This is a genomic window from Blastococcus sp. DSM 46786 (assembly GCF_900109665.1).
Lineage (GTDB): Bacteria > Actinomycetota > Actinomycetes > Mycobacteriales > Geodermatophilaceae > Blastococcus > Blastococcus carthaginiensis.
Genome location: NZ_FOAO01000006.1, coordinates 119,441 through 143,526, shown reverse-complemented (window position 1 = coordinate 143,526; position 24,086 = coordinate 119,441). Strand labels below are relative to the sequence as shown.

21 protein-coding genes are annotated in these 24,086 nt (G+C 72.5%); 14 read left to right on the top strand and 7 right to left on the bottom strand.

Annotated elements, in window-relative coordinates; all coding sequences use genetic code 11:
- Nucleotides 1-36: 36 nt before the first annotated feature.
- From BMW62_RS07485 to BMW62_RS07465, 5 genes are all read left to right on the top strand, one after another.
- Entirely contained in the window at nt 37-1,323 is a 1,287-nt protein-coding gene (locus BMW62_RS07485) for an aromatic ring-hydroxylating dioxygenase subunit alpha (protein ID WP_091930216.1), read from the top strand.
- 2 nt (nt 1,324-1,325) lie between these two features.
- On the top strand, nt 1,326-1,835 hold the full coding sequence (locus BMW62_RS07480) for a hypothetical protein (protein ID WP_091930215.1): 510 nt from the start codon (nt 1,326-1,328) through the stop codon (nt 1,833-1,835).
- Nucleotides 1,828-2,661, top strand: coding sequence for a 3-methyl-2-oxobutanoate hydroxymethyltransferase (locus BMW62_RS07475; protein ID WP_091930214.1), 834 nt, complete (start codon nt 1,828-1,830; stop codon nt 2,659-2,661). Before BMW62_RS07480 ends, BMW62_RS07475 begins: the two co-directional genes overlap by 8 nt.
- Before the next feature lie 26 nt (nt 2,662-2,687).
- Nucleotides 2,688-3,551, top strand: a complete 864-nt coding sequence (locus BMW62_RS07470; protein WP_170852263.1) for an alpha/beta fold hydrolase — start codon at nt 2,688-2,690, stop codon at nt 3,549-3,551.
- A 106-nt stretch (nt 3,552-3,657) separates the two neighbouring features.
- Nucleotides 3,658-4,653 (top strand): tripartite tricarboxylate transporter substrate-binding protein, encoded by a 996-nt coding sequence (locus tag BMW62_RS07465; protein ID WP_170852262.1) that lies wholly within the window; start codon nt 3,658-3,660, stop codon nt 4,651-4,653.
- A gap of 143 nt (nt 4,654-4,796) precedes the next feature.
- On the opposite strand, the gene BMW62_RS07460 is transcribed toward BMW62_RS07465, so the two are convergent.
- Complete coding sequence (locus BMW62_RS07460) at nt 4,797-5,831, bottom strand: cupin domain-containing protein (RefSeq protein ID WP_091930212.1); 1,035 nt, start codon at nt 5,829-5,831, stop codon at nt 4,797-4,799.
- 168 nt (nt 5,832-5,999) lie between these two features.
- Between BMW62_RS07460 and BMW62_RS07455 the strand changes: the two genes are divergently transcribed.
- The 3 genes from BMW62_RS07455 to BMW62_RS07445 all read left to right on the top strand — a co-directional run bounded on the left by BMW62_RS07455 (nt 6,000) and on the right by BMW62_RS07445 (nt 8,270).
- On the top strand, nt 6,000-7,103 hold the full coding sequence (locus tag BMW62_RS07455; protein ID WP_091930211.1) for an ornithine cyclodeaminase family protein: 1,104 nt from the start codon (nt 6,000-6,002) through the stop codon (nt 7,101-7,103).
- A gap of 73 nt (nt 7,104-7,176) precedes the next feature.
- The gene (locus BMW62_RS07450) at nt 7,177-7,743 is read left to right on the top strand and encodes a chromate transporter (protein WP_139206216.1); all 567 of its coding nucleotides are present in this window, start codon (nt 7,177-7,179) and stop codon (nt 7,741-7,743) included.
- Nucleotides 7,743-8,270 (top strand): chromate transporter, encoded by a 528-nt coding sequence (locus BMW62_RS07445; protein WP_091930209.1) that lies wholly within the window; start codon nt 7,743-7,745, stop codon nt 8,268-8,270. The genes BMW62_RS07450 and BMW62_RS07445 overlap by 1 nt, the downstream gene beginning before the upstream one ends.
- Before the next feature lie 13 nt (nt 8,271-8,283).
- On the opposite strand, the gene BMW62_RS07440 is transcribed toward BMW62_RS07445, so the two are convergent.
- Nucleotides 8,284-9,516, bottom strand: coding sequence for an MFS transporter (locus BMW62_RS07440; RefSeq protein WP_170852261.1), 1,233 nt, complete (start codon nt 9,514-9,516; stop codon nt 8,284-8,286).
- A 191-nt stretch (nt 9,517-9,707) separates the two neighbouring features.
- Here BMW62_RS07440 and BMW62_RS07435 point away from each other — a divergent pair, with 191 nt between their 5' ends.
- The 6 genes from BMW62_RS07435 (at nt 9,708) to BMW62_RS07410 (ending at nt 17,418) form a co-directional block, all read left to right on the top strand.
- Nucleotides 9,708-10,550: an NAD(P)-dependent oxidoreductase gene (locus BMW62_RS07435; RefSeq protein ID WP_091930207.1), complete on the top strand. Its 843-nt coding sequence runs from the start codon at nt 9,708-9,710 to the stop codon at nt 10,548-10,550.
- A gap of 158 nt (nt 10,551-10,708) precedes the next feature.
- On the top strand, nt 10,709-11,845 hold the full coding sequence (locus tag BMW62_RS07430; protein WP_170852260.1) for an ABC transporter substrate-binding protein: 1,137 nt from the start codon (nt 10,709-10,711) through the stop codon (nt 11,843-11,845).
- A 66-nt stretch (nt 11,846-11,911) separates the two neighbouring features.
- Entirely contained in the window at nt 11,912-13,015 is a 1,104-nt protein-coding gene (locus BMW62_RS07425) for an ABC transporter substrate-binding protein (protein ID WP_139206215.1), read from the top strand.
- A 113-nt stretch (nt 13,016-13,128) separates the two neighbouring features.
- Nucleotides 13,129-14,892, top strand: a complete 1,764-nt coding sequence (locus BMW62_RS07420) for an ABC transporter permease (protein ID WP_091930204.1) — start codon at nt 13,129-13,131, stop codon at nt 14,890-14,892.
- Nucleotides 14,893-14,976: 84 nt separating this feature from the next.
- On the top strand, nt 14,977-16,119 hold the full coding sequence (locus BMW62_RS07415) for an ABC transporter ATP-binding protein (RefSeq protein WP_091930203.1): 1,143 nt from the start codon (nt 14,977-14,979) through the stop codon (nt 16,117-16,119).
- The gene (locus BMW62_RS07410) at nt 16,120-17,418 is read left to right on the top strand and encodes an MFS transporter (protein ID WP_091930202.1); all 1,299 of its coding nucleotides are present in this window, start codon (nt 16,120-16,122) and stop codon (nt 17,416-17,418) included. It begins immediately after the preceding gene.
- Between the two features lie 63 nt (nt 17,419-17,481).
- Here the strand turns inward: BMW62_RS07410 and BMW62_RS07405 are convergent, their stop codons facing one another.
- Genes BMW62_RS07405 through BMW62_RS07385 form a run of 5 tightly spaced genes read right to left on the bottom strand, consistent with a single transcriptional unit; the run spans nt 17,482 to nt 24,086 of the window.
- Nucleotides 17,482-19,308, bottom strand: coding sequence for a thiamine pyrophosphate-binding protein (locus tag BMW62_RS07405; RefSeq protein WP_091930201.1), 1,827 nt, complete (start codon nt 19,306-19,308; stop codon nt 17,482-17,484).
- Nucleotides 19,305-19,967: an isochorismatase family protein gene (locus BMW62_RS07400; protein WP_170852259.1), complete on the bottom strand. Its 663-nt coding sequence runs from the start codon at nt 19,965-19,967 to the stop codon at nt 19,305-19,307. Before BMW62_RS07400 ends, BMW62_RS07405 begins: the two co-directional genes overlap by 4 nt.
- Nucleotides 19,964-21,412: an aldehyde dehydrogenase family protein gene (locus tag BMW62_RS07395; protein ID WP_091930199.1), complete on the bottom strand. Its 1,449-nt coding sequence runs from the start codon at nt 21,410-21,412 to the stop codon at nt 19,964-19,966. Before BMW62_RS07395 ends, BMW62_RS07400 begins: the two co-directional genes overlap by 4 nt.
- Nucleotides 21,409-23,178, bottom strand: a complete 1,770-nt coding sequence (locus tag BMW62_RS07390) for a thiamine pyrophosphate-binding protein (protein ID WP_091930198.1) — start codon at nt 23,176-23,178, stop codon at nt 21,409-21,411. Before BMW62_RS07390 ends, BMW62_RS07395 begins: the two co-directional genes overlap by 4 nt.
- Nucleotides 23,175-24,086, bottom strand: coding sequence for an AAA family ATPase (locus BMW62_RS07385; protein ID WP_091930197.1), 912 nt, complete (start codon nt 24,084-24,086; stop codon nt 23,175-23,177). Before BMW62_RS07385 ends, BMW62_RS07390 begins: the two co-directional genes overlap by 4 nt.

Here is a 24,086-nt window from a genome sequence, read left to right as displayed (position 1 = left end):
TCAGTCCGCTGCGCGGCTGAGGAGAGGGAGACACCGGTGCTTCGTCAGGACATCAACGAGCTGCTGACCCGGACGGGTCCGGGCACGCCGATGGGCGAGCTCTTCCGGCAGTACTGGATGCCCGCCTGCCTCGCGGAGGAGCTCCCGGAGGACGGCTGCCCGCCGATCCGGCTCAAGCTGCTCTCCGAGCGGCTGGTCGCCTTCCGGGACAGCTACGGCCGGTACGGCCTCATCGACGAGTTCTGCGCCCACCGTGGCGCCTCCCTGTGGTTCGGCCGGAACGAGGAGGGCGGCCTGCGCTGCCCGTACCACGGCTGGAAGTACGACACCACGGGTCAGTGCGTCGAGGTGCCGTCGGAGGCCGACAACTCCAGCTTCGCCGAGAACGTGAAGCTGACGTCGTACCCGCTGGTCAAGATCGGTGACGTCCTCTGGACCTACATGGGCGACCCGGCCACGCAGCCACCGCTGCCGGAGTTCGAGTTCGCGCTCACCCCGCCGGAGCACCACTACACCTCCAAGCGCTGGCAACAGAGCAACTGGCTGCAGGCCTTCGAGGGCGGCATCGACTCCAGCCACGTGACCTTCCTGCACTCCGGTGGCCTGAAGAGCGACCCGCTGTTCAAGGGCGCCAAGGGCAACCAGTACAACCTCAACGACAAGAAGCCGTTCTTCGAGGTGGCCGACAGCGACGGCGGCCTGTTCGTCGGCGCCCGGCGCAACGCCGAGGAGGGGTCGTACTACTGGCGGATCACGCCGTGGGTCATGCCCTCGTTCACGATGGTCCCCCCGCGTGGTGACCACCCGATCCACGGGCACTTCTGGATCCCGATCGACGACGAGAACTGCTGGGCCTACAGCTTCGACTACCACCCGATGCGGCCGCTCACCGAGGCCGAGCGGCAGGCCATGATCGACGGGCACGGGGTGCACAGCAAGAACATCCCGGGCACCTACCGGCCCGAGGCCAACATGGACAACGACTACCTGATGAACCGCGAGAAGCAGCGGACCGGGGAGTGGTACTCCGGCGTCGAGGGCATCGCGATCCAGGACTCCTCCCTGCAGGAGAGCATGGGCCCGATCGTCGACCGCACCAAGGAGCGCCTGGTCCCGGCCGACAGCGGGATCATCAAGGCCCGGCAGAAGCTGTACCGGGCCGCGGTCGGGCTGCGCGACAAGGGTGTGACCCCGCCCGGCGTCGACCCGGCGCACCACCACGTCCGCTCGGCCGCCGTCGTCCTGCCGCAGAAGGAGGCGTTCCTCGACGCCGCCCGCGACGACGTCCGCGTCCGCCCCGGCGTCCCGATCTCCTCGGTCTGATCGTGGCTGTCGAGACGCACACGCTGAGCAGCTGCGCCCGGGCGGCCACGGCGGAGGAGGCGCGCTACCGGATCGACCGGCCGATCGCCCCCTCCCGGGCCGGACGGGTCGTGGCCCTCGATGCAGGCGCCGCCGAGGTGCTGCGCCGGACCGCGCAGCAGGAGTGGGCCCATGCCCGCTTCTACGTCTGCGGGCCGGCCGGGTCCGGCACCGAGGACGTCGTGCTGCACACCATCGACGGCGGGCCGGCGACCCTGGCCGACGAGCTGGCCAGCGCCTCGGTCGTCGTCATGGTCGCGACCAGCGACGCCGGCGCGGGCTGCGCCTACACGTTGGGCAAGGCCTGCTGGGAGCGCGGCATCCAGACGGCCGGTCTGGTCCTGGGCGACGGCACGCAGGCCGGCACCGCGGCCTCGTCCGCCGTGGCGGCGCTGCGACCGCACGCCCGGGTGCTGCTGCCCTCGGCCGACGAGGTCGACGTCGTCGACCTGCTGAGCGCGCTCCGTGTCTGAGCGCGTGGGGCTGCGCGACCTGCAGCGGATGAAGGACGACGGGCGCAAGATCGTGGGCGTCGTCGCCTGGGACTACCAGATCGCCCGGATCGTCGACCGCGCCGGCGTCGACCTCGTCTCCGTGGGCGACACGGTGGGTGTCAACCTCTGGGGCCACTCGAACCCCTTCGAGGTGACGATGGAGGAGATGCTCGTCGTCGCCAAGGCCGTGCGCCGCGGCGTCTCGCGGGCGCTGGTCAGCGTCGACTTCCCGTTCGGCCCGCTGCAGGAGGGCACCGACAGCGCCGTCCGCGCGGCCATCCGGTTCGTCAAGGAAGCCGGCGTCGACATGGTGAAGCTCGACGCCGCCTCGGACTACCTGGACGCGGTGGAGGCGGTGAACCGCGCCGGCATCCCGGTGTTCGCCCAGTTCGGCATCACGCCGCAGACGGCGTTGCGCTACGGCGTGGAGTACAAGTCCGTCCCCTCCGCGGCCGACGCGGTGCCGGCCGAGCTTCAGGACGAGATGGTCGCCGAGGCCAAGCGGCTCGAGGAGGCCGGCGCGGCCCTGCTGAACTTCACCAACTCCGGCCCGGTGGTCGGGGCCGCGGTCGCCGCGGCGGTCTCCATCCCGGTGGTGGGCGGCTTCGGTGGCGGCCCGTGGCTCGACGGCCGCATGCGGATGGTCAACGCCGCGATCGGCTACGCGGCCACGGCTCTCGACGGGGCCTCCGACACCTACGTCAACGTCGCGCAGCTGACGCTGGATGCCATGACCACCTACGCGGAGGACGTCCGCGCCGCCCGGCAACTGCCCGGTGGCATCCCCGTCCCGCCCGCGACCTGACCCGACCGATCGAGAGGACGTCCACCGTGCCCACCGCCGTCGTCGACGGGATCGAGACGCGTTACGAGGTGAGCGGCTCCGGACCGGCGCTGCTCATGTTCTCCCCCGGGGGCTTCGACTCCACGCTGGAGAGCTGGCGGACGGTGGGCGTCTACCGGCGGCTGTCCCTGCTGGACCACCTGAGCACCCGCTACACCTGCATCACCTTCGACCGGCGCGAATCGGGCCGCTCCGGGGGGCGGGTGCAGCGGATCCGCTGGGCGGACTACGTCGCCCAGGCCGTCGGGCTCCTGGATCAGCTGGGCATCGCGTCGGCCCACCTCATGGGCGGCTGCGTCGGCTGCTCCACGGCCGCCGCCGTCGCCGTCGCGCACCCGGAGCGGGTCGACAGCATGGTGCTGTACTCGCCGGCCGGTGGTGTCAAGTACCGCATGAAGCAGCACGCCCGGTTCGCCCAGCACCTGTCCTTCGTGGAGGAGCGCGGCCTCGGGGCCGTGGTCGAGCTGATCCGGGGCACCGACCTGGGGTTCACCAAGGACCCGCGGGTGGGCCCCTGGAACAGCGTCGTCCGGACCGACCCCGGGTTCGCCGCCCGGTACGCGGAGCTCGACCCGGAGCGCTACGCCGTGCTGGTGAGCGGGACGGCGCGGCTGATGTTCGACCGCGACACCGTGCCCGGCGCGGAGCCGGAGGACCTGCTCGACCTGGCCACGCCGACGCTGATCGTGCCCGGCCAGGACGACTCGCACGCACCCTCGGCCGCCCGCTACCTGCAGGAGTGCCTGCCGCACGCCGAGTACTGGGATGCGCCCGTCGCGGAGCAGACGGAGGAGACCGCCCCCGCGCGCATCCTGCAGTTCCTCGACGCGGTCCGGCTGCCGGCCGACTGACCGTCCCCTCACTCCCGGGGCCGGCTGTCCACGACGAAGGAGCACCAGAGCGATGCGAACGAGAACGACGTCCAGACGGGCGGCAGGCCGGCACGCGGCCGTGGCGGTGGCGCTCGCCGGAGCGCTCACCGCCTGCGGGTCCGGCGGCGACGCCGAGGACGGGGCGGCGGCGGCCGAGGGGGCGTTCGAGGGGGAGGACCTGGACCTGGTCGTCCCCTACGAGCCCGGAGGCGGCTACGACGCCTACGCCCGGGCCCTCGCCCCCTACCTGGAGGAGTGCACGGGCGCACGCGTCGTCGTCCGCAACGAGCCGGGCGCCGGCGGGCTCGTGGCCACCAACAAGACGGCGGCGGCCCCCGCCTCGGAGAACCGGCTGCAGATCGTGAACACCGTCGGCCTGGTGTCCGCGCAGATCGCCGGCGCCGAGGGCGCCAACTTCGATCTCGACGACCTCAACTGGATCGGCCGGGTCTCCGCACCCCCGAACGTGGTCGTCGTGTCCCCGGACAGCCGTTTCCAGACGTGGCAGGACATCGTCGACGCCGAGGAGACGGTGCGCTTCGTCGCCCAGGGCCCGGGGGCGAACGACTACATCGCACCGACCATCCTCGGCGAGGCCTACGGCTTCCCCTACGAGATCGTCACCGGGTTCGCCGGCTCGACCGAGGCCCGCCAGGCCGTCGTCGCCGGGAACGCCGACGCGCACGCCCTGCCGGTCGACAGCCAGCTGGGAGCGATCGAGTCCGGTGACGTCCGCCCGGTCGTGACCGTCGACGACGAACCGGACCCGCTGCTGCCCGACACCCCCGCGATCAGCGACACCGAGGCGGCCGACGCCGACGCGCAGACCATCGTCGACAACCTCATCGCGATGGGGCAGACCGGTCGCTCGCTGATCGCCTCCCCGCAGATGGAGGAGGACCGGGTCGCGGCGCTGCGCGAGGGCTACCAGTGCGCGATCGGGAACCAGGAGCTGGTCGACGAGCTGGAGAGCCAGCAGCGGCCGCTGAACCCGCTCAGCGGGGAGGAGACCGCCCAGCTGGTGCGCGAGGTGCTCGACTCGCCGGAGGAGTTCCAGCAGCTGGTCGTCGACAGCTACTGATCCGCGAGCCCCGGAGGGGGTGGTTCCCCGGGTCGACGACCCGCGGAACCGCCCCCTTCGTGCAACCGGGGGCACGACGCACGACGGCGCCCCGCGGGAGTCCCGCGGGGCGCCGTCCGGTGCTGCTGGGGTGCAGCCGGCGATCAGGCCTGGCCGGCGAGCTCGCCGATCCGGGCGGCCGACGAGGTGTACTCCGGCGCGTCCTCCAGGTAGGCGACGTTGTCGTAGCCCAGGTGCTTGAAGAGGCGGTTCTGGAAGGAGAGCACGCGCAGCGGCGTGCCGTCGGCGGCGAAGATCTGGCAGATGTGGTTCTGCGGCACGTAGACCGTGTCGCCCTGGGTGAACTCGTGGCGGGTGGGCTCCTTGGCGATGCGGGCGTAGTACTTCTCCGCGATCTCGGACTCCACCTCCCACATGAGGGCGTAACCCTCGCCCTCGAGGATGTAGTGCACCTCGTCGGCCATCTTCCAGTACTTGCCCGAGCGGCTGCCTGCGGGCACCTGGAGCTCCAGGGCATCCACCGAGAACTGGCGCGCGTCGGTGCGCTCGGGCGCGTTCATCACGCGCACCCGACCGAGCTGGGTGGTCTCCCACGTGCAGTCGGACGGCTTGATGACCTTCTTGCGGTCGAGGACGCCCGGCGTCCAGATCTGCGACCAGTCCTCGCGGGGCCCGAACTTGTCCTCGTTCTCCACGGGGCCGCTGCGGCCCTGCTGGATGAGACCCATGAACATGAACGTGCACTTCGCCTTGACGACGAGCGCGACGGCCTTCTCCGGGTAGGGGTTGAAGTGCCGGTGCACCGAGTCGGTGTGGACGAAGACGAGGTCGTCCTTCTCCCAGTCGTAGCGCTGGTCGTCGTGGATCTCGTACCCGCGGCCCTCGAGGATGTAGAAGGCGGCCTCGTTCTGGTGGCCGTGGCCGTGGTTGCTCGACTCGCCCGGGAGCTCCACGAAGTGGACCTGCAGGGTCTGGGTGAGGAACTCCTCGTCGCCCGGGCCGATCCGCCACCAGGTGCGGCTCTGCTCGCTGTCGCCCGAGTGCCCGATCTTGGCGTCGTCCACGACGATGGTGTCGTCACGGACCCGCTCGGCGGCCAGCTGGGCCTTGCGGAAGTGGCCCAGCCCGTAGGTCTCCGAGGTCAGTCCCCTGACGAAGACGCGGCCCTTTTTCCCCATGTCTGCCTCCTTGTCGGCCCGGTGCGCGCTCGTGCGCACACATCCCGGAGCCGCCCTGTAGCGTGCGTGCGAATGGTATGACCATCATGTCATGTCGTCCGTCACAGTCCAAGGTCTGCCGAGAGGGCGACGATCCCTCCGCGGCTCCGGCCTCGGCCAGGGAGTGCGATGCTGCTGATCGACAACGAGGCGACGGCGAGCGTGCTGCGGATGCCCGCGGTCGTCGACGCCCTCGAGAGGGCCTACCGCGACCTGGCCGCAGGCGAGGCCGTCTGCCGGCCGCGCATCGACATGTCCTTCCCGATCGACGACCGGTCGACCTACCGGTGGGGGACGATGGAGGGCGGCTCGGCCGCCTCCGGCTACTACGCCATCCGGATGAAGTCCGACGTGCTGACGTACACCGAGTACGGCGGAACGCGCACGCAGGAGAAGCACTGCGTGCAACCGGGCACCTACTGCGGGCTGGTCCTCCTCCTCTCCACCCGCACCGGTGAACCGCTGGCGATCCTCAACGACGGCGTGCTGCAGCACATGCGCGTGGGCGCGGACTCCGCGATCGGCACGAAGTACGCCGCCCGGGAGGACGCCCGGGTGCTGGGGATGCTCGGCTCGGGCGGGATGGCCCGCAGCCACCTCGAGGCGCTGCTGACCGTCCGGCCGCTGGAGCGGGTGCAGGTCTACAGCCCCACCGAGGCCAACCGGGAGCAGTACGCCCGGGAGATGGCCGAGCAGCACGGCCTCGAGGTCGTCGCGGTCGACGGACCCCGGGACGTCTTCCGCGGGGCCGACATCGTCGCCGGCTGCACCGACGCCGCTGCCGACGTCGTGATCGGCGACTGGCTGGAGCCGGGGACCCACGTCACCTGCATCGGCGGACGGCCGGACGCCCGTGCCCGTCAGCGCTTCGATGCCTGGCTCCGCCTCGGGACGGCACCGGCGCCCCTGAACGACCCGACCTGGCGGCCGACCGACGAGTACCTCTCCTACGCCGCACGGCCGGATGACCCGGTGCGGGACGAGCACACGCGCGGTACGGTCCGCCGGCCGCCGGAGGGGCCGGACGGCCCCCGGCTGGTTGCCCTGGAGGACGTGCTGGACGGCAGCGCGACCGTGCGCACCAGCGACGCGGAGATCACCTTCTCCGAGCGCGGCAACATCCAGGGGGCGCAGTTCTTCGCCGTGGCCGGCCACGTCTACGAGCAGTGCCGCGAGCGCGGTCTGGGCCGCGAACTGCCGACGGCGTGGTTCCTCCAGGACATCCGGGACTGACGATGCGGCTGCCGACCGGTGTCGGGTGCAGGGTCCGGGTGCCGAGGCGTCCGGTGCCCCCGATCGGGCCGGGATGACCGGCCCCCGTCAGCTGCTGGGCGTCTTCCGCACGTTCCTCGGAGTGGGCGCGACGACCTTCGGTGGGATGTGGGCGGCCACCGGCAAGCTGGAGCGCGACCTGGTCGACCGCACCGGCTGGCTCCCCAAGGAGGAGCTGCGGGCGTCCTTCGTGCTGGCCACGTTGATCCCGGCGCCGCGGTTCCTCGGCCTCGGCGGGCTGGTCGGGTTCCGGGTGGGGGGCTGGGCCGGGGCGTTCCTCGGGGCGCTGGGCCTGGTCCTGCCCGCCTCGTTGCTGGTCCTCGCCGCGGCGGTGGTCGTCGGGCCCGAGCTGCTGGGCGGGCCTCTCGCGCCGCTGATCCGGGCGGTCAGCATCGCGATCGTCGGCATCCTCTTCGGCAACGCCTACCGCCAGCTCCGCGGCGAGAAGGGCAGCCGGCGGCACCGGCAGACCGGCATCGCCCTGAGCGCGGCGATCTTCGTCTCGGTCGTCCTCGGCGCGCCCCTGCTGGTGTCGGCGGTGGTCGGCTTCGTCGTCGGCGCGCTCCTGCTCCGGCCGGGACCGACGGGCGAGGACCGGTAGTGGACGGCGTCGGTGTGCTGGAGATCTTCCTGCTCGTGCTGGTCTCGGCGCTGTTCTCCTTCGGCGGCGGCAACGGCCAGATCCCGCTGATCCAGGGCCGGTGGGTCGAGCCCGGCCGCCTCGCGCCGGAGCTGTTCTCCTTCTCGCTCGCGGTCACCTACCTGGCCCCGGGCCCGCGCGCGGGCTTCCTCGCCGGCGTCGGCTACTACCTCGCCGGCCTGCCCGGGGCGGGTGCGGCCGTCCTCGGCATCCTCGTGCCGACCGTGCTCGGAGCCGGCGCGGTGAGCGCGGCGCTGCACCGGATGCAGCGCATCCTGCGCCGGATCAAGCCCTCGTCCGGCTACGTCATCGCCGGGCTCATCGCGGCGGCGGCCTGGGGCATCGCCGCACCGCTGGAGCTGCTGCCGGCCGAGCTGCTGGCCGTGACCGTGGTCGCGGTGGTGATCGCCCGGTGGGACGTCGATCCGCTCAAGGTCGTCCTGGCGGCCCTGTCGCTCGGCCTCCTCTGGTCCCTGCTCGTGACCTGACCGCTGCCGCCGATCAGGTGGGGGTCGTGCGCGTCCCGGGTTCGACCGCGCCTGCCGGGCCGGCCACCTCCCCGGCCCGACGGCGCAGACGGCGCAGGGTGGGCAGCAGCGCGAGGGCCGCGGCGGCGGGGGCCAGGCCGCTGAGGAGCAGCCCCGTCCGCGAGCCGAACTGCTCGCAGACCCAGCCCAGCAGCGGTCCGCCGATCGGCGTGCTGCCCAGGAAGACCGTCGCGTGCAGGGCGATGACGCGGCCCTGCATCGAGGCGTCGGCGCTCAGCTGCAGCAGCACCCGGGCGAGGGTGTTGAAGCTGATGTTGGTGATGCCCAGCCCCACGAGCAGCGCGAGGGCGACGACGAGCCCGGGCGCTCCGGCCAGCAGCACGCTGACGAGGGAGAAGCCGCCGGCCCACAGCAGGAGCGACCACGAGGTGATCCGCTCCCGGCCGGCATTGGCGAGGGCGCCGATGACCGCGCCGGCGCCCATCGCCGACGTGAGCCATCCGTAGGTCGCCGCACCACCGCCCAGCGCGTCGCGGGCGAACAGGGGTAGCACCACCCGGAAGTTCTGGCCGAACAGGGCGACGACGGCTACGAGCAGCATGCAGGCCCGCAGGTCGGGACGGTGCCACACGTAGCGCAGGCTCTCGATCGCCTGACCCCGCCGGCGGGGAACGGGTTCGCCGCGGCGGAGCCGGTGGGCGTCGACGCGCCAGAGGCTGAGCAGCACACCTACGAAGGAAGCGGCGTTGACGGCGAAGGCCATCCCGCTGCCGGCTGTGGCGATGAGGACCCCGGCGGCGGCCGGACCGAGCAGGCGCCCCAGGTTGTGGATCGTGGAGTTGAGCGACTGCGCGTTGACGTAGTCCTCCGGGCCGACCATCTCGGTGACGAAGGCCTGCCGCGCCGGTACGTCGAGCACCGTGACCAGGCCCAGGCCCAGAGCCAACCCGAAGACCATCCACAGCTGGACCGTCCCGGTGAGGGTGAGCACCGCCAGGACCGCGGCGAGGACGGCGCTGGCCGCCTGGGTGCCCATGATGGTGCGGCGCCGGTCCAGCCGGTCGACGAGCACGCCACCCCAGAGCCCGAGCAGCAGGGTCGGCACCGCCTGGAGAGCGGTGGCCACCCCGACGGCCACCGCGGAGTCGGACAGCTCCAGCACGAGCCAGTCCTGCGCCACCCGCTGCATCCAGGTGCCGACGACGCTGACCGCGTGGCCGGCGAAGAAGGTGCGGTAGTTCGGCACCTCGAGGGATCGGAAGGTGCGCCGCCCCCAGGAGCGGAACCGGCTGGTGCCGTCGGTCCTCGTCCCGCGTCGCCGGGTGGACCAGGAGCACCGCATGGTCGGGCCCCCTCTTGACGCCTGGTCTGAAGGTATTACCTTAAGCACATTGTGACGGCCCCCACGCTGCCGCCCCGCTCGAAGGAGTCCTCATCGTGGTCGATCCTCCGCTCGTCGCCGTCATCGGGCTGGGCGCGATGGGTGCCCCCGTCGTGCGGCACCTCCTCACCGGCGGCGTGTCGGTCCAGGTCCACGACCTGGACCCCGCCGCGGTCGAACGCGCCGTAGCGCGCGGGGCGCGACCGGTCGCTGCGCTCGGCGACCTGGCGCGGGGAGCGGGCCTGGTCGCCGTCTTCGTCCCCACCGACGACGACGTCCGCAGGGTCTGCCTCGGGGAGGACGGGCTGCTGGCCGGCTGTGCGGAGGGCGCCGTGGTGCTGCTCTGCTCGTCGGTGCGCCCCGAGACCTGCCAGGCGGTGGCCGACGCCGCGCCCCCGGGGGTGGCCGTCCTCGACGCCGCCCTGACCGGCGGGGTGCGCGGTGCCGAGGCCGGCGAGATCAACCTCCTCGTCGGGGGTGACGCCGGCGTCCTCTCCCGGATCGGGCCACTGCTGGAGCCGTGGACGAAGGCGGTGCACCACCTCGGTCCCCTCGGGGCCGGCCAGGTCGGGAAGACGGCCAACAACCTCGTGCACTGGGCACAGATCTCGGCGATCACCGAGGCGCTCGAGCTGGCGCGCCGCGGGGGAGTGTCGGTGCCGCTCCTGCGGGCCGCGCTGCAGGACGGTCCGACCGACTCGCGCACGCTGCGGGAGCTGGAGCAGATGCACCTGACCTGGCACGCCAAGGACCTGGCCAACACGGCCGACCTGGCCCGGCGGGTCGGCATGGACGTGCCGGTCGCGGAGACCGCCCGGCAAGTCATGGCGGGGACGACGGTCGGCGACGTGGCGCGCCTGCTCGCCGACGGACCGTTGCGCGCGCCCGGGGTTGTGTAACGGTCGCATAACGGCCTGGTCGAATGGTTAGACCATGTCGACTCGGGTGTGTTGACTGCATCACACCCTGCACGAGAGGGACCCGGGTCGAGCCCGGGACGGCACAGGAACCACCCCCGTTCACGGGCCTACCGGCCCCGTCCTCGATGGAGAGGCACATGCGGAACCGCCCCCTGGTCCCCCTGGTCAGTCTGGCCGCCGTGGCACTGATGACGTCGGCGTGCGGCGGCTCGCCGACCGCCACCGCCGAAGGTGGCGGCGGTGGCCGCGACTCCTCCGCCGAGGCCGTCGCCGCCGCCGAGACCTACGACCGCCTCAACGGCCTGTCCGGCCAGGAGCGGACCGACGAGCTCGTCGCCTGCGCGGAGGAGGAGGGGGAGCTGAACGTCTACACCTCCAACACCGACATGGAGAAGCTGATCGACGGGTTCACCGACGAGTACGACATCGAGGTGAACAACTACCGGGCCAACTCCGAGTCGGTGCTGCAGCGGATCCTGCAGGAGGACGAGGCCGGCTACTACGGGGCCGACGTCCTCGAGACCAACGCCCTCGAACTCGGCGTCGCCTCGGACGAGGGCCTGCTCCACCCGTACGAGAGCGAGCTGCGCGACTCCGTCCGCGAGGAGGGCCGCGAGGACGAGAACTGGACCGCCACCCGGTTCAACGCCTTCGTCGTCGGCTGGAACACCGACCTCGTGCCGCCGGGGGAGGAGCCCACGTCCTTCGAGGAGCTCGCCGAGCCGCAGTGGAAGGGCAAGGTCTCCCTCGAGGTCGGGGACGTCGACTGGTTCACCGCGCTGCACGACTACTACGTCGAGGAGCAGGGGATGAGCGAGGACGAGTTCACCGAGTTCATGACCCGGCTGGCGTCCAACTCCCAGGTCGCGAAGGGCCACACCACCCAGGGCGAACTGCTGTCGGCCGGCCAGTTCGCCGTCACCGCGTCCTCCTACAGCCACACCATCGACAAGGCCGCCGCCGGTGGGGCCCCCGTCGCCTGGCGCCCGGCGAACGGCGAGCCCGTGCAGCCGATCGTCGTGCGGCCCAACGGCATCGGCCTCGTGAAGACCGCGACCAACCCGTGCGCGGCCACGCTGTTCGTCGACTACGAGCTCACCGGTGGCCAGGAGGTCTTCGCCGAGGCCTTTCGGATCGGGGCCATCGAGGGCGGCGAGGACCCGCTCGAGGGCCTCGAGGTCTTCCCCGTGCCGGAGGAGAAGCTGCTCGAGGACCCCGACACCTGGAACAAGGCCTACGAGGACGTCGTGGCCAACGGCCAGGCACTCGACTGATCGCCCGATCCACCGCCCGACCGACGCCCCCCTGAACCCCCCGAGAAAGTGAGCACAGCCATGCGGATGCCCCGCACCCTCGCCCGCACCGCTCTCGCCGCCGGCGCCGTCATGGTCCTGGCCGCCTGCGGTGGCAACCCGACCGCGGCGCCGGCCGGTGACGCCGGTGGCCCGGAGGCCTCCGGCCCCACCGAGGCCGAGCAGCTCTACGAGGAGATTGCCGGGCTGTCCGGCCAGGAGCGCCGTGACCGGCTGGTCGAGCTGGCCGCCGAGGAGGACGGCCTCAACCTCTACACCTCGATGAACGCCGACATGGTGGACGCCGTCACGGAGGCCTTCGAGGACGAGTTCGACATCGAGCCGAGCGTCTACCGGGCCGGTTCGGAGACCGTCCTGCAGCGCATCCTGCAGGAGCAGGAGGCCGGCTTCCCCGGCAACGACGTGGTCGAGACCAACGCCACCGAGCTCATGGCCCTCCAGCAGGAGGACGTCATGGCGCAGTGCGCCTCCCCGGAGCGGATGGAGGAGGTGCCCGAGGCCGGCAAGTACGAGGACTGGGTCGCGACGCGGTTCAACCTGTTCGCCCCGAGCTGGAACACCAACATCATCTCCGATCCCCCGGAGGTGTGGGAGGACCTGGCCGACCCGAAGTACGACGGCCAGCTCGCCCTCGAGCTCGGTGACTACGACTGGTACATGGCCCTGACCGACTACTGGCTGGAGCAGGGCAAGAGCCAGGAGGAGGTCGACCAGCTCTGGGCCGACATCGTCGACGGTGCCAAGGTGGTCAAGGGCCACACGGTCATGGGTGAGCTGATGAGCGCCGGCCAGTACGGCCTGGCCTCGTCGAACTACACCTACATCGTCGAGGCGATGAAGGCCTCCGGCGCGCCGCTGGAGACCCAGCCCTACGTCAACCCGGTCATCGCCCGGCCCAACGGCGGCAGCTGCATGAAGACCGCGCAGAACCCGGCCACCGCCATGCTGTTCATGGACTGGTTGCTCACCGAGGGCCAGGAGGTCCTCGCGGCCGCGGAGGCGACCCCGTCCACCGCCGAGATCGAGACCGAGATCGTCGCGGTCGACGGCCAGAAGCTGCTCGACGAGGGCTCCGAGTGGAGCCAGCGCTACGACGACCTGCTCTCCGGCGTCGAGCAGGTCAGCGACTGATCCCGGCCGGGGCGGCGCCGCACACGTGCGGTGCCGCCCCGCCCGCACCGGCCCGGCGAAGGCCGGGCCGCCTTCCACCCGCACCACCACAGACGAAGGAGTGATCCCCCGGGATGACCGCCAACCTCGCCGATCCGGCGGTGACACCGGAGGAGCTGCGCCGGCCCGCCGACGGCCCGCCGGAGCCTCGAGCGGCACGGTGGCGCTGGCCGCTGACGCCCAAGATGTTCATCGTCGCCGGTGTGGCCGCAGCGATCGGCTACCTGGCGCTGGTGCCGCTGGGCTACCTCATCTGGGGCACCTTCTTCGACGCGCAGGGCCTGGACCTGGGCAGCTTCGAGCGGGCCTACGGCGATGGCCGCATGGGGGAGCTGTGGGGCAACTCCCTCGCCTTCGCCGGCGGCGCCGCGCTGCTGTCGATCACCGTGGGCACGACCCTGGCCTACCTCAACGTGCGGACGGCGGTCCCGTTCAAGGCGCTCTTCTTCGCCGCGTCGATCGTGCCGCTGATCGTCCCGGGCATCCTGTACACGGTCTCGTGGATCTTCCTGGCCAGCCCGCAGATCGGCTTGCTCAACGCCTTCCTCGAGCCGATCCTCGGCACGGCCCCGTTCAACATCTTCACGATCTGGGGGATGATCTGGGTCGAGGGCCTGCACTCCTCGCCGATCGTCTTCCTGCTGATGGTGGCGGCGTTCCGGTCGATGGACCCCTCGCTCGAGGAGTCCGCGCTGATGTCCGGCGCCACCCGCCTGCAGACGCTGCGCAAGGTGACCCTCCCGCTGGTGCGGCCCGCCCTGCTCTCCTCGATCCTGGTCATCCTGATCACCAGCCTCGAGTCCTTCGAGGTGCCGGCGCTGCTCGGGCTGCAGAACGGCATCTACGTCTTCACCAGCCGCATCTACTTCGTGCTCCGGAGCTACCCGCAGGACCTCGGCGCGGCCGGCGCCCTCGCGGTGAGCCTCCTCGCCGTCGCCGTCATCGGTGTCGCCGTCACCCGGCTGCTGGCCGGGAAGGGCAGCAAGACCTACCAGACGGTCACGGGCAAGGGCTTCCGGCCGCGGCCGCTGGACCTGGGCAAGTGGAAGCCGGTCGTCGGCGTCGGCATCCTGTTCTACTTCTTCGTCACCGTGGTCGGCCCGCTGCTGGTGCTGCTCTACGCCGCCCTGCTGCCCTTCTACCAGGCGCCGTCGTGGGAGGCGATCTCCTCCTTCACCCTCGACAACTTCGCCCAGGTGTTCGAGATGAACTCCGCGGCCCGGGCCCTGAAGAACAGCCTGATCCTGGGCATCGGCGCGGCGACGATCGTGATGGGCCTGATGGCGATCGCGGCCTGGATCTCGGTCCGGTCCACCATCCCGGGCAGGGGCATCGTCGAGCAGCTGAGCTTCGTGCCGCTGGTCATCCCCGGCATCGTGCTCGGCCTGTCGATCTCCTTCGTCTACCTGCGCTTCCCGCTGCCGATCTACGGGACGATCCTGATCCTGCTGATCGCCTACTGCACCAAGTACATGCCCTACGGCATGCGCTACGCCTCGACGTCGATGACCCAGATCTCCAGCGAGCTCGAGGAGTCGGCGATGGTCAGCGGCGCCAGCTGGTGGACGACGTTCCGCCGGGTGCTGCTGCCCCTGCTGTCGCCGGGCATCACGGCCGGGTTCATCTACATCCTCGTCGTCAGCTTCCGCGAGCTGTCCAGCTCGATCCTGCTGTACAGCCCGGGCAACGAGGTGCTCTCCATCCTCATCTGGGAGCAGTTCGAGAACGGGTCCTTCAACGTCCTGGCCGCCATCGGCGTGCTCATGGTGCTGGCCCTGATGTTCATGGTCACGGTCGCGTACAAGCTCGGCGCCAAGGTGGGCCTGCGTGAGGACTGAGCCGACCGCCTGCACCCGTCCCGACCCCACCCCCCAGCCACTTCCCGCGCACGTGCTCCGAGTCGGAAAGGACTCCCGAATCCCATGCTGAGGATCGACAACCTCGTCAAGTCCTTCGGTGGCGAGAAGTCCCGAGGCAAGAAGAAGACCGCGAGCAGCGCCGCGGTGTTCGCCGTCAACAACGTGAGCTTCGAGGTCAAGGAGGGGGAGCTGTTCACCCTGCTCGGCCCCTCCGGCTGCGGGAAGACCACCACGCTGCGCTCGATCGCGGGGCTGGAGAAGCCCGACAGCGGCACCATCTCCGTCGGTGACCGGGTGATGTTCTCCTCCACCGGCAGGGGGCGCACGGTGAACATGCCGGCCAACAAGCGCGGTCTGGGCATGGTGTTCCAGTCCTACGCGATCTGGCCGCACATGACCGTGTTCGACAACGTGGCCTTCCCGCTGCAGGTGCGCGAGCGCTCCGACCGGCCGTCGAAGAAGGTGATCGCCGAGAAGGTCGAGCGGGTGCTCGCGACCATGCAGCTGTCCGAGCAGTCCGGCCGGCAGGCGACCAAGCTCTCGGGTGGCCAGCAGCAGCGTCTCGCCCTGGCCCGGGCCCTGGTCATCGAGCCGCCGCTGCTCCTGCTCGACGAGCCGCTGTCCAACCTGGACGCCAAGCTGCGGGAGTCCCTGCGCTACGAGCTCAAGCGGCTGCAGCGGGAGCTGGGCATCACCTCGGTGTACGTGACCCACGACCAGGTCGAGGCGCTCGCCCTCTCCACCCAGATCGCCGTCATGGAGCGCGGCGGGGTCGTGCAGCTCGGCAAGCCGCGCGACATCTACGAGCAGCCGGCCAACAAGTTCGTCGCCGAGTTCATCGGCACCTCGAACTTCATCCCCGGCACGGTGGCCTCCCAGCGGGCCGGCCGGCACTGCGTCGAGACGTCCAACGGGATCCTGTACCTGGAGTCGGCGTCCCAGCTGCCGGTCGGGTCGGAGGTCGTCGTCTCGATCCGCCCGGAGGCCGTCGAGCTCTCCACCACGGCCCGGGGCGAGCAGGTCGCCAACGAGTGGCAGGGCACCGTCGTCACCCGCGCCTTCCTGGGCGATGCGGTCGACCACGTGGTCGCCGTCGGCGAGCACGAGGTACGCGCCCGGGTGAACCCGTCGGTGTCGATCGAGTCGGGCACCTCGGTGTACCTGCAGCTGGACCCGTCGAAGATCTCCCTCGTGCCGGTGAACTGAGTGCCCCGCCCGGCGGTCTTCGGCAACCGCGACTTCAACCTCTACTGGGCGGGGGTGGTCCTCAGCCAGATCGGCACCCGCGGCACCGTCGCGGCGAACTACTTCCACGTCTACGCGCTGACCGACTCGATCGCCTACACCGGGTTGGTCGGCGCGGGGCAGGCGGTGGCGCTGCTGCTGCTCAGCCCGCTGGGCGGAGCCCTCGCCGACCGGTACGACCGCCGGCGGCTGCTGCAGGGGGCGCAGGCGGTGGCGCTGGCGGTCGCGCTGGTGCTGACCGTGGTGACCCTGTCCGGGGCGGTGCAGGCCTGGCACGTCATCGTCAGCGTGCTGTTCACGACGGCGGCGGCGACGTTCGACCAGCCGGCGCGCCAGGCCCTCATCCCGGCGCTGGTGGGGCGCAAGCACATCGGCGAGGCCATCGCGCTGCTCAACCCCTCCCGCGAGGTGGCGGTCCTGGTCGGCCCGCTGCTGGCCGGGCTGCTCATCGCGGTGGGCGGCCCCGGCCTGATGTACCTGGTCGACGTCGTCACCTATGCCGTGCTGGTCGTGGTGCTCGCCTTCATCAGGACACCGCGGCTGGTGAGCGACAAGGCGCCGCCGGCGTCGATCTTCGGCAGCATCGCGGAGGGGGCCCGCTACGTCGTCCGCCGGCCGCTGATCACCAGCCTCATGGGGCTGGACCTCTCGGCCACCGTGCTCTCGGCCTACCGGGTCCTGCTGCCCGCGCTCGCCACCGACGTGCTGGCGGTGGGTGCCACGGGCTACGGGGTGCTCTCGAGCGCCCCGTCGGCGGGCGCGCTGCTGGCCACCTACACGATCTTCCGGGTGGTCAAGGGCTCGCGTCGGCAGGGCCGGGTACTGCTGGCCTCGACGTTCCTCTACGGCATCGCGGCGATCGGACTGGCGCAGTCGCCCGTCGTCTGGCTGGCCGTCGGGGCGGCGCTGCTGCTCGGCGCCTTCGACGCGATGGCCACCACGATCCGGCACGCGGCGGTGCAGATCGACACCCCCGACGAGATCCGGGGACGGGTCACCGCCTTCTACCAGATGTCCTCCCGCGGTGGCCCGGCGATCGGTGACGTGGCCATGGGGGCCTTCGCCGGGGTGGTGGGCCCGGTCGTGGCGCTCACCGTCGGCGGCGTCGGCCCGATGCTCGTGGCGCTGGGCTTCTGGTCGCGGCCCAACGTCGTCCGGGACTACCAGGGACAGGTCGAGGAAGAGCCGGTGGAGCAGCCCGCGGAGCCGGTGGCGCCGCCGGACGCCCGACCGCTCGCGGGCGAGACCCGCAAGACCTGACCCCCCCCGACCCGGTGGGGCCCGGCCGCCGTACGGCGCCGGGCCCCACCGTCTCCACCTCTGCTACTTGGGCTGGCAGACCACGTCGACGAGGGCCGGCGTGCCGGTGGCGAGCACGTGCTCGGCGGCGCGGCGGACGGCGTCCCGGATGTCGTCGGGGTCCTCGATCGGCCCCTCGGCCCACCAGCCGAAGGACCTGGCCAGCGCGGCGAAGTCCGGCGCAGGTGTGTCGATGGCCATGCCGATGTGCGCGCGGGAGACCGGGGTGCCGCGCTGGCGGGCCAGCCGCTCCTGGTGCTCCCAGTCGTTGTAGTACGCGCGGTTGTTGAACATGACCACCAGCAGCGGCAGCTCGTACCGGCTGGCCACCCAGAGGGCGCCGGCGTCGAACATCAGGTCGCCGTCGGGCTGCAGGTCGACCACGAGCCGGTCGGTGCCCTTGTGCGCCAGCGCGACGCCGAGGGAGATGCCGATCTGCGTCGCGGTGCCCAGCTGCTTGCCCGGGTGCCGGTGCGGGGCGTCGAAGTCCCAGGTGCGCAGCGCCCACTCCGCGGCCGTGCCGGCGGTGAGCACCCAGTCGTGCTCCTGGACGACCGCCCAGACCTCCTCGGCCAGCCGGGACGTGGACACGGGGACCTCGTCCCGCTTCTCGGCGGCCGTGGCCCGCCAGCCGGCCCACACCTCGTCGTGCCGGGCGGTGAGGTCCTCGCGCCAGGCCTGGCGGAGGGCGGCGCGCGCGTCGTCGTCCGCGGCGACGAGGCGGCGGCACTCCTCGAGCAGCAGCGGCAGGGCCACCGCGGTGTCCGCGGTGATCTGCAGGTCGGTCGGCAGCAGTTCGGCGTAGTCCTCGCTCCAGGAGGAGATGCCGACGTCGTTGAAGCCGATGTCGAGCACGGTCGTGCCCGGGGCGAGTTTCGACTGGATGCTCCGGGTGACCGAGTCCAGCTTCTGGGTCGGCTTGCCCATGTCCTTGACGTCGACGAACAGCACGCAGTCGGCGTCCTCGAGCGCAGTGCTGCCGGTGACGTTCAACGGGTGCCGGTTCGGGAAGTTCAGCCGCCAGTGCGTCTCGACGACGCCGATGCCGACCGTCTCGGCCAGGTCGACGAGCGTGGAGAAGCTCTGCGGGTCGCGTCCGGCGTACGAGGGGACGATCACCGGGCGCTGCGCGGCGCACAGCATCTCGGCCAGCCGCCGCAGGGCCTGCGGTTCCGGCGCCAGCCGGGAGGGGACGGCGGCCAGCCGGGGCAGGTCGTCCAGCGGCACCGGCTCGAGAACCGGCGACTCCTGCAGGCCCGCGTCGAGGGCGATGTAGACCGGCCCGCGGGGCTCCTCCATCGCGATCCGGTGGGCCCGCGCCAGCACGGTCTGCACCGACGGCAGGCTGCGCGGCTCGTGGTCCCACTTGGTGTAGGCGCGCACCGCCTCGCCCTGCACGTTCGCCGAGTGGATCCAGTCGATGTTGGGCCGCCGCCGGTCGTGCTCGGCCGGGCCGGAGCCGCCGAGGACGATCACCGGGGTGCGGTCGATGTAGCTGTAGTAGACGCCCATCGTGCCCTGCAGCAGGCCGACCAGGTCGTGCAGGAGCACCGCCATGGGCTCGCCGGTGGCCTTGGCGTAGCCGTGCGCCAGGGCGACGGCGATCTTCTCGTGCGGGCACTCGATCATCTCGATCGCATCACCGCCGTAGTTGACCAGCGAGTCGTGCAACCCACGGAACGACGAGCCCGGGTTCAGCGCGACGTAGCGCAGGCCGAGCCCCCGGAGGACGTCGACCATGACGTCGGAGCCCCACTCGGGCTTGTCGTAGGGGGCGAAGTTGCCGCCGCGGTCGTGCTCCCTCTCGTAGGAAGCAGGGTCCTTGCCACTGGCGTCGGGCCGGTCGGTCATGCGGGGGCTCCTGTGGTCGGGGATGGGCGGTCGAGGGCGGCCAGCACCTCGTCGGTGCTGCGCACCCGGCAGATCCGGGGGAACACCTCGTCGGCGAAGAAGGAGCGCTGCGGCTCCCGGCCGGTCAGGCCGTCGCGGACGACGACGACCTGGAGATCCAGATCGCGGGCGGCGTAGGCGGTGGCGGCGATCCCGACGTGCGTGGAGCCGCCCACCAGCAGCAGGGTGTCGGCGCCCCGTGCCCGCATCGTCGGGAGCAGGCAGGTGCCCTCGAGCGCGGACCAGCGGTGCTTGGGGACGTCGACGTCCTCCGGGCGCTGCCCGAGCTCGGCCAGCGTGCGGTACGCCGCGTCCCCGGAGCCGGCGGGCGGGCGCTGGGGGCGCGGGTGGCCGGGGCCGAAGGCGCGGTGGGCGCCGTCCAGGTCCGACAGGGAGCGGGCCAGGTCCAGCCCGTCGGCGCGGTGGTCGGCGCGGGCCCAGGCGACGACGACGCCGCGCTCGCGGCACCCGTCGGCCAGCCGCCGCACCGTCGGGACCACCCCGGCGGCCTCGGCCGCGGCGCGGTAGTGCTCGAGCAGGTCGAAGACGCAGAGCACGGTGCGCTCCGGGTCCAGCCGCTCCTCCCCGCGGAAGAGGCCGGGGTCGGCCGCCGCGCTCACAGCAGCGTCACGGTGACGGCCTTCTCCCGCGTGTAGGAGACCAGCTCCTCCGGCCCGTTCTCCTGGCCCAGGCCGCTGCGCTTCCACCCGCCGAAGGGCATGCCGGTGGGCCGGCGCCCGGTGCCGTTGACGTACACGTAGCCGGCCTCGACGGCGGCGGCGGTACGCACCGCGGTGCTCACGTCGTTGGTCCAGATGTTGGCGGTGAGCCCCAGCGGCAGCGCGTTGGCCCGCCGGACGACGTCGTCGACGTCGCGCCAGCCGAGCACCGCCATGACCGGGCCGAAGATCTCCTCCCGGACGACGGTCATCCCGTCGTCGAGATCGGTGAGGACGGTCGGCCGCAGGTAGTACCCCCGGTCCAGCCCGGCAGGCCGGTCACCCCCGTAGGCGACCGTGGCCCCCTCCCGGCGCGCCGTCTCCACGAGGCCGGTCACCCGTTCGTAGTGGGCGCGGAAGGACAGCGGGCCGACCTCCGTCTCCTCGTCGTGCGGGTCGCCGATCCGCAGCTCGTCGAGGCGGCGGTGGAGGGCGTCCAGGAAGGGGCCGCGCACGTCGTCGTGCACGAACAGCCGCGTGCCCGAGCCGCAGCTCTGCCCGGTCGAGCGGACGATGTTCATCCCCGCCACCGCGGCCCGCGCGGCCCGCTCCGGGTCGGCGTCCGGGAAGACCAGCACCGGGTTCTTCCCGCCCAGCTCCAGGGACACGTGCTTGATCTCGTCGGCCGCGGCGTGCAGCACCGCGCGGCCGGTGGGCACCGAGCCGGTGAACGCGATCCGGGGGACGTCGGGGTGCGCGACCAGCCGGTTGCCGACCACGTCCCCGGCGCCGGTGACCACGTTCAGCACGCCCGGCGGCAGGATCGCCCCGGTGATGCGGGCCAGCTCGAGGGCCGACAACGAGGTCTGCTCGCCGGGCTTCAGGACGACGGTGTTGCCGGCGGCGAGGGGCGCGGCGCACTTGCCCGCGGCGAACTTCAGCGGGTGGTTGTAGGGGACGATCCGGCCGACCACGCCGTAGGGCTGGCGCAGCGTGTAGGAGAGCGAGCCGGAGTCCGGCGGCGCCGTGCTGCCGCGGGTCTGCGAGGCGATCCCCGCGAAGTACTCGAGCTCCTTGACGGCACCGTCGACGTCGGCCCGCATGGCGGTGACGGGCGAACCGCCGTCGCTGGTGTCCAGGCGGGCGAGCAGCTCGCGCTCCTCGCGCAGGGCCCCGGCCAGTTCCCGGAGCAGCCGAGCCCGCTCCGCCCAGCCCAGCGCCTGCCAGGCGGGCGCCGCCTCCGCCGCGGCGGCCACCGCGGCATCGACGTCGGCGGCCGTGCCGGCGGGGAAGGTGCCGATGACCTCCTCGGTGGCCGGGTTCTCGGCCTCCAGGACCGCCCCGTCGGCGGCGTCCCGCCACTGGCCGCCGACCATCATGCGGCGGTGGCCGGCCGGCCCGGTCATCGCGGCGCCGTCCGGACGTGCACGACGGCGACCGCACCGCCGAGGGCGGCGTCGCGGCCGCGGCCCAGCGCACCGGCGAGGTCCTCCGGGTCGTCCACCGGGCCTTCCGCCCAGCAGCCGTAGGAGCGGGCCAGGCCGGCGATGTCGACGGCGGGGTCGCTGATGCGCATGCCGATCCAGCTGTTCTGCTCGGGGCGTCCGCGGTGCCGGGCCACCTCGGCCTGGTGCGGCTCGTCGTTGTAGAAGCTCGAGTTGTCGTTGACCACCACGAGGGCGGGGATGCGGTAGTGCGCGGCGGTCCACAGCGCCGACGAGGCCATGAGGAGGTCGCCGTCCCCGATGATGCCGACGCCGAGCTGTCCCCGGTCGCGGGCGGCGAGGGCCCCGCCGACCAGCGCGCCCGGGCCGTACCCCACCCCGCCGCCTCCCGAGTGGCCCAGGTAGCTGCCGGCGCCGGGCAGCTCCCAGACGCCCTCGGGCCAGGTGCGGGTGTTGCGCAGGCACAGCAGGTGGTCGACGTCCTGGACGGCGGTCCAGGTCTCGGCGACGAGCCGGGCCGGCGAGATCGGGCGGTCGTCCCACCGGTGCACCAGCTCGGCCGCCCGGCGCTCGCGCAGCCGGCGCACCCGGTCGGCGACCTGCTCCCGGCGGCGGGCGGCGGCCGCAGGGTCCACCCGGCCGTGCAGCGCCGCGACCAGCTGCGCCAGCCCGGTCAACGGGTCGGCGAGCAGCTGCACGTCGCGGGCCAGGGGGGCGCCGAAGGCGTTGGTCCACGAGGGCCGGCCCAGGTCGCCGTGCGAGAGGTCGACCACCAGCGGGCCGGGGCGTCCGGCCCTGCCGGCCGAGCCCCGGGGGCCCCGGTCCTCGCGGCGCAGCAGCGCCGGCAGGTCCACGACGTCGATCGCCAGGACGACGTCGGCGTCCTCGAGCAGCCGGGTGTCCCCGGTGGCGTTCTGCCCGTGCCGGGTGGGCAGCACGACGACGTTCCGGTCGTCCCGGTAGGCCGCCCCGAGCAGCTCGACGACCTCGCCGACCGCCGCGGTGGCCCGCGGGTCGAGCCCGACCCGGCCGGCGACCACCACCGGGAAGCGGGCCTCCACCAGCACCTCGACGGCCCGCTCCACGGCATCGGGGTGGGCCGCCAGCGGCGGCGCGGGGGCGTGCCGGAGGAGGTCGGGGAGCGGGACCGGCCGGTCGAGCGCGGTCTCCTGCACCCCGGCGTCCAGGCTGACGTACGCCGGGCCCTGCGGTGCCGACAGGGCCCGCTGCCGAGCGCGGGTGACGTCGGCGACGAACGCGGCCGGCGTCACGGGCTCGGCGTCCCAGACCGTGTAGTCCCGCACCAGCTGCGCCTGCGTGGTCGCCGAGTGGATCCAGTCGACCGGTCGGCGCTGCGCCGGGTCGGCGGGTCCGCTGCCGCCGAGCAGCAGCAGCGGCGTCCGGTCGCAGAAGGCGTCGTAGACCGCCATCGAGGCGTGCTGGAGGCCGACCAGGTCGTGCACCGCGGCCACGCCGAGCCGGCCGGTGGCCTTGGCCCAGCCGTGCGCGAGGGAGACCGCCACCTCCTCGTGCAGGCACAGCAGCAGCTGCGGGTCGCGGTTGCCGCCGTGGTTGACCAGCGAGTCGTGCAGCCCGCGGAACGACGACCCCGGGTTGAGGGGCACGTAGGGGACGTCCAGGGCCGCGAGCAGGTCCACGACCAGGTCGCTGCCCCAGGCCGCGGCGGGGCGCTCGGCGGGCAGCCCCGACGGCTGCTCCACCCTCACCGCGCGCGAGCCGGGAGCTCGGCGTCGACCGCTGCCCGCAGGTGGTCGGCGGTCATCAGCCCGGGGTCCAGCGCGACCTCGGGGTGCGAACCCATGGCCGAGAGCACGAGCTTGCGCACCCGTCGTCCGTCGAGACCGGTGCAGCGTTCGGCGAGCTCAGCGATCAGCGCCTCGTCGAACGCCACGCCCAGCAGGCCGGGGAAGATCCCGGCGGCCTCGGCCAGGGACTCACGCAGGATCCGCTCGACCGTCGGGCGGTCCGGCAGCCCGAGGCGCAGGACGAGGTCCGCCCGGTCCAGGAACGCCTCGTCGACGGCGGCCGCGAAGTTCGTCGTCCCGAGGACGAGCACCTGCGGGCAGGTCGTGCGCAGCATGTCCAGTCCGGAGAGCAGGGCGTCGGTCGCCCGGTGCACGTCCACCGGGTTGGTCTCGAAGCTGGCGGTGCTGCGCCGGACGGCGAGCGCCTCGATCTCGTCGACGAGCACGATGGTGTGCGGACGACGGGCCGCCAGTTCGGGCAGCGTGTCGGAGAACAGCCGCTGCACGGCGCGCGGTCCCTCGCCGAGCATGTCGCTCGGGAAGGCGTGCGGGTCGACCTCGACGAACGTCGTCGCGCCTCGCGGCGCCAGGGCCAGCGCGACCTTCTGCGCCAGGCCCTGGCACAGCGTCGTCTTGCCGGTGCCGGGCGGGCCGGACAGCAGGACCAGCCCGTGCGGGGCGCCGCCCAGCTGTCCCAGCACCCAGCCGTGGCGGAGCACCAGCAGCGCGGTGCCGAGCAGGCGCTCCTTCACCTCCGGTGGCGTGATGATGCTGTCCCAGGGGCCGTCGTGGTGGTCGGCCGGCAGCACGTGGACCCCGACGATGCCCGGGGGGTGGTTCGCTGCCGGCCCGACCGCGCTCAGCGTCAT